The organism is Bradyrhizobium sp. 41S5 (genome assembly GCF_011516665.3).
GTDB lineage: Bacteria > Pseudomonadota > Alphaproteobacteria > Rhizobiales > Xanthobacteraceae > Bradyrhizobium > Bradyrhizobium quebecense.
In genome coordinates this window covers 4,619,195-4,634,443 of record NZ_CP083721.1, presented here as the reverse complement: position 1 = coordinate 4,634,443, position 15,249 = coordinate 4,619,195, and the positions used below count along the sequence as shown (strand labels likewise).

General features: G+C 63.3%; 20 protein-coding genes and 1 tRNA gene. 7 read left to right on the top strand and 14 right to left on the bottom strand.

The window, feature by feature from the left end; translation table 11 throughout:
- Positions 1 to 160 precede the first annotated feature (160 nt).
- Genes HAP47_RS22220 through HAP47_RS22200 form a run of 5 tightly spaced genes read right to left on the bottom strand, consistent with a single transcriptional unit; the run spans position 161 to position 2,393 of the window.
- A complete protein-coding gene (locus HAP47_RS22220; protein WP_173642759.1) occupies positions 161 to 1,240 on the bottom strand; it encodes a hypothetical protein in 1,080 nt (359 codons plus the stop codon).
- Positions 1,237 to 1,515, bottom strand: coding sequence for a hypothetical protein (locus tag HAP47_RS22215; RefSeq protein ID WP_173642760.1), 279 nt, complete (start codon positions 1,513 to 1,515; stop codon positions 1,237 to 1,239). Before HAP47_RS22215 ends, HAP47_RS22220 begins: the two co-directional genes overlap by 4 nt.
- A 1-nt stretch (position 1,516) precedes the next feature.
- Positions 1,517 to 1,723 carry a hypothetical protein gene (locus HAP47_RS22210; protein WP_173642761.1) on the bottom strand — a complete coding sequence of 69 codons (207 nt, stop codon included), beginning with the start codon at positions 1,721 to 1,723 and terminating at the stop codon, positions 1,517 to 1,519.
- Entirely contained in the window at positions 1,720 to 2,115 is a 396-nt protein-coding gene (locus HAP47_RS22205) for a hypothetical protein (RefSeq protein WP_173642762.1), read from the bottom strand. Before HAP47_RS22205 ends, HAP47_RS22210 begins: the two co-directional genes overlap by 4 nt.
- Positions 2,112 to 2,393 carry a hypothetical protein gene (locus tag HAP47_RS22200; protein WP_173642763.1) on the bottom strand — a complete coding sequence of 94 codons (282 nt, stop codon included), beginning with the start codon at positions 2,391 to 2,393 and terminating at the stop codon, positions 2,112 to 2,114. Before HAP47_RS22200 ends, HAP47_RS22205 begins: the two co-directional genes overlap by 4 nt.
- A gap of 469 nt (positions 2,394 to 2,862) precedes the next feature.
- Between HAP47_RS22200 and HAP47_RS22195 the strand changes: the two genes are divergently transcribed.
- From HAP47_RS22195 to HAP47_RS22185, 3 genes are read left to right on the top strand one after another with little or no spacing between them, the layout of a single operon-like run.
- Positions 2,863 to 3,156, top strand: a complete 294-nt coding sequence (locus HAP47_RS22195) for a hypothetical protein (RefSeq protein WP_173642764.1) — start codon at positions 2,863 to 2,865, stop codon at positions 3,154 to 3,156.
- A gap of 22 nt (positions 3,157 to 3,178) precedes the next feature.
- Positions 3,179 to 3,484, top strand: a complete 306-nt coding sequence (locus HAP47_RS22190; protein ID WP_173642765.1) for a YciI family protein — start codon at positions 3,179 to 3,181, stop codon at positions 3,482 to 3,484.
- A gap of 34 nt (positions 3,485 to 3,518) precedes the next feature.
- Complete coding sequence (locus HAP47_RS22185; protein ID WP_173642766.1) at positions 3,519 to 4,370, top strand: class I SAM-dependent methyltransferase; 852 nt, start codon at positions 3,519 to 3,521, stop codon at positions 4,368 to 4,370.
- A 131-nt stretch (positions 4,371 to 4,501) separates the two neighbouring features.
- Here HAP47_RS22185 and pepT read toward each other — a convergent pair whose 3' ends face one another.
- Together pepT and HAP47_RS22175 are read right to left on the bottom strand one after the other, a co-directional pair.
- Positions 4,502 to 5,758 (bottom strand): peptidase T, encoded by a 1,257-nt coding sequence (gene pepT / locus HAP47_RS22180; RefSeq protein ID WP_173642767.1) that lies wholly within the window; start codon positions 5,756 to 5,758, stop codon positions 4,502 to 4,504.
- 157 nt (positions 5,759 to 5,915) lie between these two features.
- Entirely contained in the window at positions 5,916 to 6,215 is a 300-nt protein-coding gene (locus tag HAP47_RS22175) for an HU family DNA-binding protein (RefSeq protein ID WP_016847738.1), read from the bottom strand.
- Positions 6,216 to 6,546: 331 nt separating this feature from the next.
- Between HAP47_RS22175 and HAP47_RS22170 the strand changes: the two genes are divergently transcribed.
- A tRNA-Asp gene (locus tag HAP47_RS22170) sits at positions 6,547 to 6,623 on the top strand.
- A 6-nt stretch (positions 6,624 to 6,629) separates the two neighbouring features.
- Here HAP47_RS22170 and HAP47_RS22165 read toward each other — a convergent pair.
- A complete protein-coding gene (locus HAP47_RS22165) occupies positions 6,630 to 6,863 on the bottom strand; it encodes a hypothetical protein (RefSeq protein WP_173642768.1) in 234 nt (77 codons plus the stop codon).
- A gap of 363 nt (positions 6,864 to 7,226) precedes the next feature.
- Here HAP47_RS22165 and HAP47_RS22160 point away from each other — a divergent pair, with 363 nt between their 5' ends.
- Positions 7,227 to 8,105, top strand: coding sequence for a class I SAM-dependent methyltransferase (locus tag HAP47_RS22160; protein WP_173642769.1), 879 nt, complete (start codon positions 7,227 to 7,229; stop codon positions 8,103 to 8,105).
- 85 nt (positions 8,106 to 8,190) lie between these two features.
- Here the strand turns inward: HAP47_RS22160 and HAP47_RS22155 are convergent, their stop codons facing one another.
- The 5 genes from HAP47_RS22155 to HAP47_RS22135 form a co-directional block, all read right to left on the bottom strand.
- Entirely contained in the window at positions 8,191 to 9,492 is a 1,302-nt protein-coding gene (locus HAP47_RS22155) for a hypothetical protein (RefSeq protein WP_173642770.1), read from the bottom strand.
- Positions 9,493 to 9,658: 166 nt separating this feature from the next.
- Complete coding sequence (locus HAP47_RS22150; RefSeq protein WP_173642771.1) at positions 9,659 to 9,850, bottom strand: hypothetical protein; 192 nt, start codon at positions 9,848 to 9,850, stop codon at positions 9,659 to 9,661.
- A gap of 14 nt (positions 9,851 to 9,864) precedes the next feature.
- Positions 9,865 to 10,065: a hypothetical protein gene (locus HAP47_RS22145; protein ID WP_050405629.1), complete on the bottom strand. Its 201-nt coding sequence runs from the start codon at positions 10,063 to 10,065 to the stop codon at positions 9,865 to 9,867.
- A 99-nt stretch (positions 10,066 to 10,164) separates the two neighbouring features.
- Positions 10,165 to 10,305 (bottom strand): hypothetical protein, encoded by a 141-nt coding sequence (locus HAP47_RS22140; protein WP_173642772.1) that lies wholly within the window; start codon positions 10,303 to 10,305, stop codon positions 10,165 to 10,167.
- Between the two features lie 162 nt (positions 10,306 to 10,467).
- Positions 10,468 to 10,671, bottom strand: a complete 204-nt coding sequence (locus HAP47_RS22135) for a hypothetical protein (protein WP_173642773.1) — start codon at positions 10,669 to 10,671, stop codon at positions 10,468 to 10,470.
- Between the two features lie 205 nt (positions 10,672 to 10,876).
- Between HAP47_RS22135 and HAP47_RS22130 the strand changes: the two genes are divergently transcribed.
- On the top strand, positions 10,877 to 11,884 hold the full coding sequence (locus HAP47_RS22130; RefSeq protein WP_173643165.1) for a TRAP transporter substrate-binding protein: 1,008 nt from the start codon (positions 10,877 to 10,879) through the stop codon (positions 11,882 to 11,884).
- 130 nt (positions 11,885 to 12,014) lie between these two features.
- Here the strand turns inward: HAP47_RS22130 and HAP47_RS22125 are convergent, their stop codons facing one another.
- On the bottom strand, positions 12,015 to 13,844 hold the full coding sequence (locus HAP47_RS22125; RefSeq protein ID WP_173642774.1) for an FAD-dependent oxidoreductase: 1,830 nt from the start codon (positions 13,842 to 13,844) through the stop codon (positions 12,015 to 12,017).
- Positions 13,845 to 14,008: 164 nt separating this feature from the next.
- Here HAP47_RS22125 and HAP47_RS22120 point away from each other — a divergent pair, with 164 nt between their 5' ends.
- Positions 14,009 to 15,013, top strand: a complete 1,005-nt coding sequence (locus HAP47_RS22120) for a LytTR family DNA-binding domain-containing protein (RefSeq protein ID WP_173642775.1) — start codon at positions 14,009 to 14,011, stop codon at positions 15,011 to 15,013.
- Positions 15,014 to 15,249 lie beyond the last annotated feature (236 nt).

Here is a 15,249-nt window from a genome sequence, read left to right as displayed (position 1 = left end):
GGCACATAGACCGCTCCGTGGTGATCGTACTGGACCTTGCAAGGCCAGCGCTCCTCTGAGGGCAACTCCAAGAGGAGCGTCCGATACGGTGATCGCGATTTCAGCACCTCGGCGATCGCTGTTGGGTCAATGTCGCTGATCAACGCGAAAGGCATTGTCGTCATGGCCGCCAGTCCTCCGGCTTCCGAGAGGCAAGGGCAAAGATCCGACTGAGTTCGTTGTCGGTGATCTCCTGGAACGTCGGCGTGACCGGGCCGTCGGCCGCCAATGCCCGGTTGTCGACGTCTTCGATGATCTGCTTGATCCTGGCGAGGTCCGCGCCGGCGGACTCGAGCCGGCGAGAAAGCCAGCGGATGCGGTCCTTGGCGATCGTTAGGTTGTTGATGCCGGGATCGAGGAAAACGGCGTTGGCCACTTCGTCGTCAGTCAGGTCGCCGCCGGCCAGCTGCGCGCGATCGCAGTCGTACCGGACCCCGTGCGGATCGGGTTCTCCAGCTTCGCGCCACCGGGCGCCTGGTGTCCGCGGCGGCGCTGCAGCGAGCGCCGCGTCGACGCGGTCCAGTATCGGTCGGTAGATGGTATTTTCTGGCCCCGGTTCGAAGCCCCAGGCTTTCACGAAAGCACCGCGCATTTCGATCAGCGCCTGGCGCATCTGGACAGCGTGTGTCGTGCCGCGAGCGGGCGCCTCGGGCTGGAGGGCGGCGCGACGCTCGACCCACTCGGCGAAAAGGACGAACGTGTTGCGGCCGTCCGAACCTTGCGAATAGTTCTCGGCCCATTCGCGCGCCTTACCGGCAATCGCGATTTGCTCGTCCCGTAGCGCTGCGTGAGGCTCTACCGTGGCCGCTAGCCCGGCCTGCAGACGCTGGTCGATCGACGTCCAAATAACGAGGCTGGGCGGAATGGAGGCGTCGCGTTTGATCCGACCGTTGGCAACGTGCTCGAGCGAGAGGGACAGCCCACGGGCGCGGCAGCGGTCCTCGGTCTTATCGATGAAGTGAGCGCCATAGACCGCCAGCGCCTGGTCAAGCGTCAGCAGATTGTTCACCAGATCGGCTACGGTTTTTATCGGTGAGATCCAGGTGCGATCAGCGCGCTCCTGCTCGATGGCATCGGTCGCGTATTCCATGATCGCAATGGCGGCCTCTTCGGCCGTCAGATGATCCTTGAGGCAGCGAGCGAGCTCGAACGCGCGTTCATCGGACACGGGCCGATGGGTAACGGTTGGTACATGAGTCATGACGTCACCTCTTTCGGCATCCAGACACAGAACATTTTCCACGACGACGGCCGCGCGCAGACGTGGCACTGGCCATCCGGACTTTGGCGGATCTCGGCCTTGGCCGCAGCGTGGTCGCCGTAGACGACCTGGTCGGGATTGCGCGGGTCGACGGTCAGTTGCTCGCACGGCACAGGCCGGCAATCTCCGCCGTGCTCGTCACCGTTGCAGCATTGGGGCGGGTACCAAGCGTGTGCGACGAAGATCGCCGCGGCCAGAATGGTCGAGTTCGCCACGTTAGCCTCCCGTCATTTCCGCAATCGTGGTGATGACGTATCCGCCGGCGGCGAGCGCCGTCGGGATGCCAAATCGCAGGATCAGGACAACTAGGAGGGTCGCCCCGATGGTCGCGGAGACGCCGGCCGGCTGAAACCACGTTTTGGCGAGGAAATAGGCTGGGACGACGAGCAGGACGATGACTGCCCAGAAGAGCGGGTCGTTCATGCGCTCGGCTCCTGCATGAGCTCTTCGCAGATCCAGACCATCGCCGCGGTGATGCTGCGGAATTTCATCCACTCGCGCGGGTGCGGATTGGTCGGATTCCAGCGCTCGTCGATCACCTGCACGTCGCCCGGGCCGCCGCGGATCCGGAATGCGCGCTCTCGATCGTTGTCAGTGGCGCTGGTGGACCCTTCGGGATGGGCGGCTTGCCACGCCGACGCATAACCTGGGCACCGGTTCGCGTAGACGTCCCAGTGTCCAGGATTGCGGCGGCCGATCGAGAACCCGAGCGGGAAGAACGGTTGTGCCGCTTCGAAGAAATGCTTCTCCGCCGTGTGTTGCCGCGCGCGGGTTTCGGCGCCGGCAAGTTTCTCCTCGAGCGTCAATCCCGTCATGTTGATCCCTTTCTGTTGGCAATGGCGCGGAACAGCGCGATCGCGATGCGGCCGCGTTCCGTGATGTCGAGGAGAGGCTTGCGGCCGGCCTTGGTGACGGCGCCGGCGCGGAGCAGGGGCTGCACGAGGAGGCGGCCGAACTCGGCCCAGGTGGCCGGCCTGCCATTCGGGTAGAGGCCGGAGGCCTGGCCGATCTCCAGCGCCGTCATGGCGCCGTCGGCGGCGAGGCGGGCAAGGACTGCGGCCTCGCGCGGCTTGAGAAGTGCCCGCCTATTCATGGCCACACACCACGATTCGTGGTAGGGTTCTGACGACGTCGGCGACGCGGCCGCGGGAACCTGCCGTCAATAGCGGTTCAATAGTGAAACGCCGTTCGTTCGCCCTGCGTTCGGTCATCGTTCTGACCTCCGCAGACGCAAAACATTCGATTTTTCAACGTTATCGGGGCTTGTTTGCTCGTTTACACCGAGAGGGTCGGGAGTTCGAATCTCTCGCCGCCTACCAGCCTTCGCCCTGCGGGCTACGGCTGGGCAAGCCAGCCTTTGTGGATGAATTCATCCACTTGTTCGGTGTCGCAGGGCGAAGGCTGTCACGCCGAAGCTCGAAGCGCGTAGGCGGACTGGTTCATCACCAAAAAGAGCCGAGGCGGACAAAAGTATGACTGCCGTCATCATCATTCTTGCCGCTCAGGTTTGATGCCGACGCTGCTGCAATGCTATTCTCTGCGCCTAACCGGGAACTTGATGCATGCGCAAACTCGCCGCGATTTTTCTTCTCACCATGATTGCCGGACCGGCATTGGCGCAGCAGGACCATGTTCAGCGCTATCGCGAAGAGATCGAGAAGTCGCCGGCGGATGTGGCCAACGAGGCGCGGCAGCAGCGCGCCTACCAGCGCGCGCTCAGCGGCGTGCCGGACCAGAAGCCGACCGACCCGTGGGGCATTGCGCGCAGCAATGACGGGCAGGCCGCCCCGAAGGGCAATGCCGCGAAGACGCCTGCGCCGAAGCCGGCCAAGCCCACCAGCGCTGCCGCCAAGTAATCCGAGAGAGCGGACCAGGTCGATGAAATACTACGTCTGCAAATTGACCGGACCGCGCCCGACCTTCCCGCAGGACATGACGCTGCAGGAAGCCGCCATCATGCAGGCGCACGTCGCCTATTGCGGCGAATTGCTGCAAGCCGGCAAGGCGCTGATCTTCGGGCCAGTGGCCGATCCCGCCGGCGTCTGGGGACTGGGCGTGCTGCAGCTATCCGATGAGGCCGATCCGCAGGAGATCGTCGCCAACGATCCCGTCACCAGGGCCAATGCCGGATTCACCTATCAGGTGATGCCGATGCTGCGCGCGGCGACGCGCGAGAACTGCTAGGATCGCCCGAAGTTCTCAACAAGGTTTGGATCGCATGAACGCAGGCCATCCTCAAAACGCCGATCAGATTGCATATTGGAACGGGCCGGGCGGTCAGCGCTGGGCCTCAAGGCAGGCCGCGCAGGATATCGTGCTGCAGCCGGTGCTCGACCTGCTGATCGATCGCGCCGCGCCGAAGGCCGGCGAATGCATCGTCGATGTCGGCTGTGGCAGCGGCGCCTCGAGCTTCGGGCTGGCGGCAAAGGTTGCGCCCGATGGCCATGTGCTCGGCGTCGACGTCTCGGAGCCGATGCTGACGCGGGCGCGGCAGAGCGCGCCGCAGGGATTGCCGGTCGAATTCACGCTTGCCGATGCCACCGTCTATCCGTTCGCCGGCGAAAGCTTCGATCTGCTGGCGTCGCGCTTCGGCGTGATGTTCTTTGCCGATCCGGTGGCGTCGTTCACCAATTTGCACAAGGCGATGCGGAATAGCGGTCGGCTCGCTTTCGCGTGCTGGCAGGAGCCGCGCGAAAATCCGTTCTTCATGGCGCCGTTGCAGGCCGTCTACAAGCACGTGCCGAAGCTGCCGCAGCTTGGTCCCGAAGACCCCGGTCCGTTCTCATTCGCGTCCGAAGCCCGGGTGAAGCGGATCCTGGGCGAAGCCGGCTTCTCCGGCATTGCCATGGAGCCGTGCCGGGTCGAACTCGATGTCGCGACCGGGCGCGGCATCGATGCGGCGATCCAGGGCGCGCTCGAGATCGGGCCGGCCAGCCGCGCGCTGGAAGGGCATCCGGATGAGGTTCGCTCCGCCGCGATCGCGTCGATGCGCGAGGCGCTGGCGCCCTTCGTCAAGGGCGATTCCGTGCCGCTGCCGGGCGCGATCTGGATCGTGACGGCGCGGGCGTAGCCGAAGGCAGAGCGCGTTGGCGGTGCCGTCATTGCGAGGAACATGGCGACGAAGCAATCCATTTTTGCCGCGCGCGCAGCCATGGATTGCTTCGCTTCGCTCGCAATGACGCGAGCGGACTGTGCGAGGCTTTACGCCTTTTCTTCCCAGATCACCGCCAGGTGGACGATGGTCTGCACGGCCTTTTCCATATCCTGGCGGCTGACCCATTCGAGCCGCGAATGAAATGCGTGCTCGCCGGCGAAGATGTTGGGGCAGGGCAGTCCCATGAACGAAAGCCGCGAGCCATCCGTGCCGCCACGAATCGAGGTCTTCACCGGCGATAGCCCGGCGCGCTCGATCGCCTCGATCGCATAGGCGACGATCTGGGGGTGGCGATCGATCACCTCTTTCATGTTGCGGTATTGCTGCTTGACCTCCATGCGGTAGGTCGAGCGCGGATATCCCTTCATGACGTCCTGCACGGTCTTCTCGAGCAGCGCTTCCTTCTGCTTCAGGCCTTGCTCGGTGAAATCGCGCACGATGAAGTCGATCCGCGCGTTCTCCAGTGCCCCCGAGATTGCGACCGGATGCAGAAAGCCTTCCTTGCCTTCGGTGGTCTCGGGCGAGCAGTGGTCTTTCGGCAGGCGATCGATGATCGCGGCGGCGATCTTGATTGCGTGCTCCATCTTGCCCTTGGCGAAGCCCGGATGGGTCGCGACGCCTTCGATGATGATGCTGGCGCCGTCGGCGGAGAAGGTCTCGTCCTCGATGTGGCCTGCGGTCTCGCCGTCCATGGTGTAGCCGAAATCGGCCCCGAGCTTCTTGATGTCGACCTTGTCGACGCCGCGGCCGATCTCCTCGTCCGGCGTGAACAGGATCTTGATGGTGCCGTGCTTCACCTGCGGGTTGGTGACCAGGAAATGCGCGGCGTCCATGATCTCGGCGAGGCCTGCCTTGTTGTCGGCGCCGAGCAGGGTGGTGCCGTCGGTCGTGATGATGTCGTTGCCGATCTGGTCGGCCAGCGCTTCGTGCTCGGAGGCGCGGATCACCTGCGAGGCATCGGCCGGGAGCACGATGTCGCCGCCGCGATAATTCTTCACGAGCTGTGGCTTGACGTTCTTGCCGGTGCAGTCGGGTGAGGTGTCCATGTGCGAGCAGAAGCAGATCACCGGGACCGTCTTGTCGGTGTTGGCCGGGATCGTAGCATAGACGTATCCGTGTGGATCGAGATGCGCATCCGATATGCCCATCGCCTGCAGCTCGGCGACCAGCAGGCGGCCGAGATTCTTCTGCTTCTCGGTGGAAGGCGTGGTCGGTGAATCCGGGTCGGACTGGGTGTCGATCACGACATAGCGCAGGAAGCGCTCGGTGACGGTGTGCTTGAAGTCGAGAGCCGGTGCCAGCATGAAGACCACGCAGGGATGGAGAACGGGAATAAGACGCTCAGGCGAAGTTGGTTCGCGCAAGCAAAGCGCATCGAGAGACAACTCTACAACAGAAAAGCGCCATTCCGGGGCCGCGTGACGAGCCGGAATGGCGCCTTGGTATCAAACCGGGAAAGCCTTAGACGGCTTCCTTCAGTTCCTTGGCGGCGCGGAAGGCGACCTTCTTGCTCGCCTTGATGTGGATCTGCTCGCCGGTCGCCGGGTTGCGGCCCATGCGGGCGGCGCGCTTGCGAACCTGGAGGATGCCGAGGCCGACGATGCGAATCCGCTCACCCTTCTTGAGGTGCTTGGTGATCCGGGTGACCATGTCGGTCAGGATCGCCTCGGCCTGCTTCTTGGACAGCTCCTGCTCTTCGGCGATGGCCGCCGCCAGGTGCTTCAGCGTGATCGTCGCCGGGGTCGCTGCTTTCTTCGCCATGTGTGGCCTTCCTCGTTGCTGAATGGCTGGATTGCTGCTTTCACGCGAATGGCGCGCCGTTCGCGTCGGGAAAATGCGTCCGGAAAAGTCCTGAAACCGCCGGTTCTGGGAACGGGCAGCGCCGGGTCCGGCCACAGGAAACCCAGACGTATCAGGCCTTATTTGATTCGGGGCTTTGCTGACTACGCCGCTTCCCCTGAAAACAGGCGACAACTCGCGCCCGTAGCGCGAAAATGCCCGCGCTGTGCAGGGCTCCGCAACGTGCTTGACTATCGGGATGCGGGCCTTTATGCCCTCGATCCTGCGCGGATCAATCCGATGATCGGCATCCGCGGGAGTAGCTCAGTTGGTTAGAGCGCCGCCCTGTCACGGCGGAGGCCGCGGGTTCGAGTCCCGTCTCTCGCGCCATTTATTTCAATGACTTAGCAGAAATGTCGGTTCCCAGGAGTATTTCTTGGGAGGTCGCCGGAATGCATTTTGAGCCTCGGGCAGGTCCGTCCTGATGAGCTGGGCGTGGTCGAAACGGCGGGTGCTCCCGACGTTTGCCGGACCGCAAGTCTCGCGCACCTTCTCGTTGTGATTGATCATGTTTGCTATCTCGTCGATACTCCCCGTCGCGCCGCCGGCGTCACCCTCGACAGCGGCCATCAACTGGTTCCCGCGCTTGCGCGTGTGTCATCCGATGTGACCACATTGCGGTCGACGTTGCCGACACGGGTTCTGCGACGGCATGCGTCGGCTTCGTCTTCAGCGTCTTGTCGCTGGCGGCACGATGGAAGCTGACGGAACAGATCCAAGTTCTGCGGTTGAGGCCTGTTGCCGTCACTCCAGGTGACGGCGATCGCTCGTCCATGGCGCAGAAACGACATCAGCGGTTCCACCACCTTGCGGAACTCACACGCTTTCGATGGGTCTTAAAGTTGCCGGAGTAAGCGAAGACAGTTCAGGACATTCAAACGACGCGAGCGTGGGCGAGGGCTGATGAAGCGAACCTGACACGGAGGCGTGCCGATGAATTGGAGTTCGTGGCTGAACGAATACTACAACGACGAGCTGGAAAGAGCGGCCGCCGCCTGCCGAAGGGGAGAGTCGGTATACGACGCACTCAAATGGATCGACGATCCGTATCTGTGGAATGTGCTGCTCTGGAAGGAATATGATGGCTTCAAAGCCATCAAGGCCGCCATTCCGGATCCGCCGGATGCCGGGACCCAGAAAAACTGGAGCGGTCGTTCCGGGATGGAGCTCGGCGCCGCCGTCATCGAAACCTATCGCCTTTTGCACGATAAGCTCAGGCGTCATCTGGATAAGCCGTTCCATGAATGCGCGGTGCTGGACTATGGCTGCGGCTGGGGCAGTGTGCTCCGGTACTTCATGAAGGATGTGCCGCTGCGCAATTTGCATGGGTGCGATCCGCACAAGGGGATCATCCAGGTCGCGCAACGCTCCAACCCGCGCGCCGATATCGTGTTGTCGGACAGCCTGCCGAGACGTCTGCCATTCAACCAGAAATTCGATGTCGCTTACGCGCTATCGATCTGGACACACCTCTCGCCTGCCGCAAGCGACACATGCCTGACCGCGGTTCACGATTCGCTGGAGAGTCATGGTCTCTTTCTTCTAACCGTTCGGCCGCCGGCATACGCATTCTATGAGCCGATTTCCAAATTACCCGGCTGGGATCAGCAAAACATTGCCGAGACTGTCGCGCGGGACGGATTCTATTTCTATCCGCAAAGCTATCCGGTCGATGGCGAAATGACCTACGGCGAGACGATCATCAGCAAGCGGTACATCGAGACGCACTGGACCGACCGGTTTGATCTCGTTGACGTCGGCATGAACGGGATCTCACCGTATCAGAGCATTATCGTTCTCCGAAAGAAGTGAGGCCACAGGGGCGTATCGGCGTTGCTTGGTCGCGGCCCCGATCGCTCGGGCCGGCGCGTCGTGCCGCGGGCAGGGCGTAGAGAAATCAGGCCGCGACACCGACGACATCGATGGGTCGCGGTGACTGTTGCTGATGCCGCGAAGCTTCCGCTCGCCATTCGGGCGTCAGCCACCACAGCAGGAACAGCAGCGCGATCCCGTTCGACATCAGGCTTGTCGTGAGCGGCACGTTCATGATGGCCTGAACCGCGATGCCCGACGACACCGCGATGAAGCGCGGCGACAGGTGCCGCGAGACCATCGACCCTACCGACAGGATCAGGCCGCACACGAGTGCCGAAACCGGCGTGAGCGCGAGACCGACCGACGCGATGCCCTCGGTGGCGAGGAAGGAGGCGTTGAAATTGCCGTCCCGATAGATCGTTCCGAGCGCGGGGCCGAGTTCGCCATACGGGCAGGTGGTCACCTGTCGCACGATCGATATCTGGCAGAAGCGGGTCAGGTCGCGGTGCGCGAAGAAGTCCGCATATTGATCAAGGGCGAGCGACGGGATTGCGAGGAAGCGCAGATTGATGGCGCTGAACACGATGTAGTCCCTGTCGGCGCCGAGCACGGCGAACGCCGTCAGCCCGATGATCATGGGAATGAGGAATGCGAGCACCGTGGCCAGCCGCGGCGTGAACCGGCCGAACAGCCAGAACAGAAACGGCAGCCAGATCGGCAATAGCAGCACGGTCTTGTTGTTGACGACCGGATAGAAGCAAAGCGCAAACAGCAACACGCAAACGGCCTGCACCCATTGCCTGCGCGACGCGAAATGCGCGAACAGATAAGGCAGGACCGCGCCGACCATGATCCCGGTGAGATAATTCAACAGCGCCGGCCGCGTGACGGCGTTGCGGGCTTCGCCATAGGGATTGCCGAGATTGGCGCCGTACGAGATGTCGGCGATCAGCACGGCCAGGGACGACGCCAGCAGCAGCAGCGCAATGCGTTTGATCGCCGTTTCGGAGAGGCCGGGCCGCCAAACCGGCATATTCTGGAACATCAGGGGGATCATCGCGGCGGCCAGCGCGGCGATCATGGCCCAGCGGGCGATGGCATGCGGATAATCGAACGCGCTGAAGAAGCTGAGCCAGACGAAGCCGAACACCGCTGAGAGCAGCGCGAAGCTCACCAGATAACCGAAGCTGAACCGGCCCGCGACGAACGCCGGGATGAAGACGGCCATGATGGCGGTGCCGAGGATGGCCTCGGCAGTGGCGCCGGAGCGCCAGACATGCATCGCCGGGAACGCGTGCCCGCAGGCGATCATCGAGGCGGTGCTGAGGACGAAGAACCCAGGGATTGTGACCCCGACAACCAGGTCTTCGCGCGTCAATTGCATCGGCCCGTCCGAATCGAAAGCTGTGCGACAGCTAGCCGATCGACCTCGGGCTAATCAAGTCAAGCAAGGTTAGGCGATGTCTCGGTCTGTGTTGTTCTGTTTCTGCCGGGCGATTTGTCATCGCGGCGTCGCATTGAATTCACAAACGCGGAACGCGTTGCCTTGATCAGGCGAAGAATGCGGCGACCGCGTTCAGGTCGGATTGTCCCGGGGCATCGCCACGCAAATTCGCGTCGATGATGCGGCGGCAGGCGTCGACCGTGTGGGTATCGCCGAGTTCGTTGGCGGCCTCGAGGATCGACCAGACCGTATCCAGGGGAATGTCGCTCTGCATGGTCGCGTTCGGATCTGACAGCATCGGCGGCGCCGGGGCTAGAATTCGAACAGGTCGCGGCCGCGCCGCGCCAGCGTGTGCAGATCCGCCACCGTGCCGCGCACGGCGTTGCAGCGTCGGCATTCGATGATGGTGTCGCCGGACGCATGCGCGGGATCGGCGACCTTGATCGCCAGGCTGCCGCAATCCGTGCAGATGATCTTGAAGCCGGTCGAAATTACTTGCTGCTGCAAATTCATTGTGGGCCTGCGCCTCCGTTGACGCCGACCTTAACCGAACGATTTTTAAAACTGGGGTCGCGGAGCGGATTGCAATCGAACAACCGCGTTAGGAGGCGGTTAAGATTTCGCCGCGGCTGCGCGATCGCGCGTCAGCCAGATCCCACATGCAACAACAAGCAGCGAATTGCGACGCAGGATCGAGAGCAGACTCAGATAGAGGAGGTTGTCCTTGATCAGGGTGTCGTCGAGGTCGAGCACCAGCGGCAGCGATCTCGCGCGCCCCGATCTCGGTGATCGTGCAATCGCCGTAGCCCAACCTGACGAACGCCCACACCGCCCTGATCGGAGCGTGAGACCATCAGGCCCAACAGAAAAGCCGCCCGAAGGCGGCCGCTTGGTCTGCCGTAGCCTGAATACGTCTTAGCGGACCGTCGAGGTGCCCGAGGAGGTGATCGCGACAGGCTTGCCGGCCTTGATGACCTGGTTGGTCTGGGCGGTCTGGGTGAACTCTGCGTTATTCCGGGCCGAAATGCCGAAAGCCGCAATCCCGATGGCCGCAACGAGGGCAACCACCACAATCTTGAGGTGGGTCGCGCGATCGGCTGAATGGATCGAGTGGTTCATGGTCGCCTCCGGGCGTCTCTGCGCCGTCTATGGCAGCTACTGGTAAGCGCCATCTGTTTCCGGATCGTTTCGTGAGTTCCCGGAAATGGTTTCGTGCCACGGGCGGATTGGTTTCACCGTGCCTTGCGTCACAGAGGGAGAGGGCTGAAACTGGCCATGGGCGCGGACTACGCCTGGGAGAAAAACGATAATGAAAACAACGAATATGACCCGCCGGCGGCTGCTGGGAACCGGCGCCGCGGCGCTTGCCGCCACGACGTTTGGTAAGCCGTCTCTTGCCGCTGTCGAGTTCGATTTCAAGCTCGGCGTCAACACTCCTGAAACCCATCCGCTAACAATCCGTCTGGCCGAGGCGGCCGAGCTGGTCGGCGCGCAGTCGTCCGGCCGGGTCAACATCACGGTGTTCGCCAACAGCCAGCTCGGCGGCGATCCGGAGATGCTGTCGCAGGTCCGCGCCGGAGGTATCGAGCTCTTGGCTGCACCCAGCATGACCTTGTCGACGCTGGTGCCGCTGTCGGGCCTGCCCAGCATCGGTTTTGCGTTCCAGTCCTACGACCAGGTCTGGGCGGCGATGGACGGCGGGGTCGGCGACATCGTCCGCGATGCGATCGCCAGGACCGGCGTCGTGCCGCTGAAGAAGGTCTGGGACAACGGCTTCCGCCAGATCACCTCGTCGTCGAGCCGGCAGCTCAACAGCGTCGACGATCTCAAGGGCTTTAAGATTCGGGTGCCGGTGACGGCGTTGCTGACCTCGCTGTTCTCAGGTCTCGGCGCATTGCCGTCGAGCATCTCCTACAGTGAACTCTATTCGGCGCTGCAGACCCACATCGTCGAAGGGCAGGAGAATCCGCTTGCACAGGTCTCGACTGGAAAGCTGTACGAGGTACAGAAATACTGCGCGCTGTCGAACCATTGCTGGAGCGGCTACTGGATCCTCGGCAACCGCCGCGCGATGGCGGCCCTGCCGCCCGATCTGCTCGAGCTCATCAATGCGGCGTTCGACGCGGCGGCGGCGAAGGAGCGCGCCGATCTGGTCGAGATGGACCGCTCGTTGCAAGCGGAGCTGACCGAGAAGGGCATGACCTTCAACAAGCCCGATCCTGTGCAGTTCAGAGCCGCGCTGGTGAAGGCCGGCTTCTACACGCAGTGGCAGAAGACCTATGGCGCGGACGCCTGGGCGGCGCTGGAGAAATACACCGGCAAGCTGACCTGACGGTGTGAGCGCGGCGATCTCTGGCGTCGCGCCACTTACCCCTCTCGCGCGCGAACTCGCTTCGCGACGTTCAAATGAACCGGAGCGAGGCTTCCGGTCCGCAAATCGCCGACGGTTCATATCGGCACGCTCACGGACGCGTCGCCAGCCGCGTAAATCCGTCGTCGCTCCAGTCGTCGCTGCCGACGCCGTGGCGCACGAAGAACAGGCCGGCCGGATCGTACTTCTGCTTGATCTCCAGAAGCCGCTGGTAGTTCGGGCCCCAATAGGCCTGCTGCCATTTCGGTTCGAAGAAGCTGCTTTCCGCAAGATAGGCGCCGCCGTCCCGCGCCACCTTTCTGAGTTCGCCGACCGCCTTCGCGATCCCTGCGGCATTCTTGCGCGCATCGGCCAGGTCAGGCTCGTGGCCGCTGAGGCCGGAATAGGCGGGCGGGCCCTCGCTCGCGATGATGGCAAGCACGAAGGCGTCGATCACAGCGGGGTTCGTGGCGGTTTCCTTTGCCGAGGCGATCGCGGCTTCCGATCCGCCGGCCAGCCCTTTCTGGAAGTGCAACTCGACCGTCGCATGCTCGGCGGCCGCCAACAGGGCTTCGACAAGCCGCGGACGCTCCGCGCCGTTCAGCAACGATGCCGGAAGCCAGAGCGATTCAAAGCCGTGGATGAAGTGTCCGGCTTCGCTCAGATTGGCGGCCCAGAATACGTTCTCCGCCGGAGCGCCCGGACGATCGTCGGACAGCACCGCCTGCGGAGCGCGCTGCTTGATATAGGCGACGTCCCAGCGGTGCGCTGCAGGACCGGTGCGGATCGATGGCGGACGGGTGAAGGTGAATTCCCCCTCGGCCTCCGTGACGAAGCGAATGAAGGGCTGCCACAGTTCGTCGGCCTGCGGCTTGTCGAGGCCCTGGAACGAAAGCTGGATGTCGAGCACGTTGCCCGGCTTGATATTGACGATCTCGCCCCAATGGGGGTTGTGCAGGCGCTCCGCGTAGAGATCGATGAACGCGCCGACGAGGTTGCGGAATGATGCGTCCGACGCCGCTTTGATCGTCATGGAGGCGAAGCCGAAGACGTCGGGTAGTTCATGGGTGCGCAACGTCAGGCGGGTGACGACGCCAAAGGTGCCGCCGCCGCCGCCGCGCAAGGCCCAGAACAGGTCCGGGTTGCTGCGGGCATTTGCGATCCGGACCACGCCGTCCGCGGTGACGATTTCGGCTTCCAGCAGGCTCGCGGCGGCGGTGCCGTAGTTCTTCGAGTAGCTGCCGAAGCCGCCGCCCTGCACCAGTCCCGCTACGCCGACGGTTCCACAGCCGCCACCCTGGACATAGCGGCCACCTCGGGTCGTCACCTCATTGTAGACATGCATCCAGATCGCGCCGGCGCCGATGGTGACGGCCGGCCGTGGCGGATCCAAGCAGCCTTGCGGAACGAAGCTGTCGTGCAGCGTGATGTCGTGCATCGCGCGGGTCCAGATCATCAGCGAGTCGGGCGCGCTCGATGTGCCGAGATAAGAGTGGCCGCCGCCCCTGACGACCAGCCGCAGATTGTTGTCACGTGCGAAATTGACGGCGGCAACGACGTCACCTGTCGTGCGCGCCGCGACCGCGTAGACACTTGGCTGGGACGCCCATGCATCGAGATAGCCCGTGGTCTGGGTCAGTGCTGGATCGTCGCCGATGTAGTAGGGGTTCTTCAGCCCCTTGAACACATCGCGGCACGCCGGACCCGAGGGACTGTCCTGACACGCCGCCAGCGGCGACTTCACCGCCATGAGGTGGCCATCGGTTTGCTCGTTCAGCCGGTTCCAGCTGGCGGCCGACGGCCACTGCGGGTCCGAGGGACGCGTTCGCCGGAACGTTTCCGAGGAGTTGCTCGCACCCTGCGCAGCGGCAACCGGCCCCGGACCGATCCAGTGCGCCATAGGCGTCAGGGCGGCGCCGATCAGGAGTTCGCGACGGTTCATCGGCCGGTCACCTGTCCGTGAGTAGAGCGGATTTCACGCCGTCCGGACGGCGCGCCATCCTGTCCTTGCGCGACACCGCTCGCCTGCCTGTGATAGAGACCTGATCGCGTGACGGATCGCAATCGGATCCCGGACCTGGCCGCCGGGGCAGGTGACCTGACGAGTTGCAGCATTTATTCCATCCCGATATGTCCACGACGCAGCCAGAGAATTCCATTGAACGCGGCATCGATCAGCGCGTCGAGCGGGGTTGGGACGAGCAAGCGGATTTCGGGGACGAAAATCGCGGCGATGTGACGGCGATCCAACCGGGCGGGGCGAAGCGCGGCTCGATGCTCGCCTATGGTTGGGTGGCCCTGCTGATCGTGGCGAGCGGCGTGGTCAACGTCTTCTCCTCGGTGAGCGAATTCAAACTGTCCGCGGGATTCGCGCCATTGCGCATGCCCGTGCTGCTCGAGGTGACGAGTGCCATTGCCTGGATCCTGTTTCTGCCGCTGCTGCGAAGCGGCATCGCCCAATTGCGTGTTGGTCGCAGCCGAGTGATGGCTGTCACATGGGCGGTGGCGGCGACGCTGCTTTACGCGTTCGCGCATCTCGTCACCATGGTTGGGTTGCGCAAGCTGCTGCTGGGCGATGGCTATGCCTTTCACTGGGCAACGGCGTTTCCGCATGAGCTCCAGAAGGACGTCGTCTCGTCGCTGATGGTGGCCGTGGTGATCTGGCTGACGGATCGCAAGGTGCTGGCGATGCCCTCAACGCCGATGCTCGCAACACCAGTGCCGCCGGCCGAGGCGCTTGCACTGCCGCTGGCCGGACCGTCCGTCGACACCGCCAATCCCAGCCTGTGGCTGCGGGACGGCGCCACGAGCTTTCGGGTCGATCCTCGCAATATCGTGGCCGTGACGTCTGCGGGCAACTATGTCGAGTTTAGCCTCCCCAACGGACGTCACCTGATCCGCGGCACGCTTGCGCGGGAGGAGGATCGGCTCAGGCCGTTCGGCCTTGTCCGCGTGCATCGGGCAAGGCTGGTGAATCTGGCGCGGGTCGTGGCAGTCGAGCATCGTCCGGCAGGGGACTTCGTCCTGCGGATGGACAATGGCGAGACAATCGCGGGCAGTAAGCGCTATCGGAATGTCGTGACGAGCTTCACGGAAAATACCAACAGGTAGGTCCCACGGGACCCCGCGCCGACTATAGCCCATCGTTCTGCCGCCGACGTGGCAGGATGAAGTGGAGCCTCGCCTCGTGGCAAAGAAGGCACATCGTCGCGCTTTCAGTTCCATTCTTGTTTTTTTGTCATGCGGCAGGATTTCTCAGGGGATACAACCTCCCGCTGAGATTTTCAGTGGCCGCCGATGCGCGGCCCGAGTTGGAATGCCATGCGCGTGTCCGTTGTTGAACGCTT

What these genes read in the sequence shown, in the direction of transcription:
- HAP47_RS22220 (WP_173642759.1), bottom strand. Translation starts at nt 1,240, where the DNA reads ATGACTCATGTACCAACCGTTACCCATCGGCCCGTGTCCGATGAACGC.
- HAP47_RS22125 (WP_173642774.1), bottom strand. Translation starts at nt 13,844, where the DNA reads ATGAACCGTCGCGAACTCCTGATCGGCGCCGCCCTGACGCCTATGGCG.
- HAP47_RS22205 (WP_173642762.1), bottom strand. Translation starts at nt 2,115, where the DNA reads ATGACGGGATTGACGCTCGAGGAGAAACTTGCCGGCGCCGAAACCCGC.
- HAP47_RS22160 (WP_173642769.1), top strand. Translation starts at nt 7,227, where the DNA reads ATGAATTGGAGTTCGTGGCTGAACGAATACTACAACGACGAGCTGGAA.
- pepT (WP_173642767.1), bottom strand. Translation starts at nt 5,758, where the DNA reads ATGCTGGCACCGGCTCTCGACTTCAAGCACACCGTCACCGAGCGCTTC.
- HAP47_RS22210 (WP_173642761.1), bottom strand. Translation starts at nt 1,723, where the DNA reads ATGAACGACCCGCTCTTCTGGGCAGTCATCGTCCTGCTCGTCGTCCCA.
- HAP47_RS22155 (WP_173642770.1), bottom strand. Translation starts at nt 9,492, where the DNA reads ATGCAATTGACGCGCGAAGACCTGGTTGTCGGGGTCACAATCCCTGGG.
- HAP47_RS22185 (WP_173642766.1), top strand. Translation starts at nt 3,519, where the DNA reads ATGAACGCAGGCCATCCTCAAAACGCCGATCAGATTGCATATTGGAAC.
- HAP47_RS22135 (WP_173642773.1), bottom strand. Translation starts at nt 10,671, where the DNA reads ATGAACCACTCGATCCATTCAGCCGATCGCGCGACCCACCTCAAGATT.
- HAP47_RS22175 (WP_016847738.1), bottom strand. Translation starts at nt 6,215, where the DNA reads ATGGCGAAGAAAGCAGCGACCCCGGCGACGATCACGCTGAAGCACCTG.
- HAP47_RS22130 (WP_173643165.1), top strand. Translation starts at nt 10,877, where the DNA reads ATGACCCGCCGGCGGCTGCTGGGAACCGGCGCCGCGGCGCTTGCCGCC.
- HAP47_RS22195 (WP_173642764.1), top strand. Translation starts at nt 2,863, where the DNA reads ATGCGCAAACTCGCCGCGATTTTTCTTCTCACCATGATTGCCGGACCG.
- HAP47_RS22200 (WP_173642763.1), bottom strand. Translation starts at nt 2,393, where the DNA reads ATGAATAGGCGGGCACTTCTCAAGCCGCGCGAGGCCGCAGTCCTTGCC.
- HAP47_RS22150 (WP_173642771.1), bottom strand. Translation starts at nt 9,850, where the DNA reads ATGCTGTCAGATCCGAACGCGACCATGCAGAGCGACATTCCCCTGGAT.
- HAP47_RS22190 (WP_173642765.1), top strand. Translation starts at nt 3,179, where the DNA reads ATGAAATACTACGTCTGCAAATTGACCGGACCGCGCCCGACCTTCCCG.
- HAP47_RS22145 (WP_050405629.1), bottom strand. Translation starts at nt 10,065, where the DNA reads ATGAATTTGCAGCAGCAAGTAATTTCGACCGGCTTCAAGATCATCTGC.
- HAP47_RS22165 (WP_173642768.1), bottom strand. Translation starts at nt 6,863, where the DNA reads ATGGCCGCTGTCGAGGGTGACGCCGGCGGCGCGACGGGGAGTATCGAC.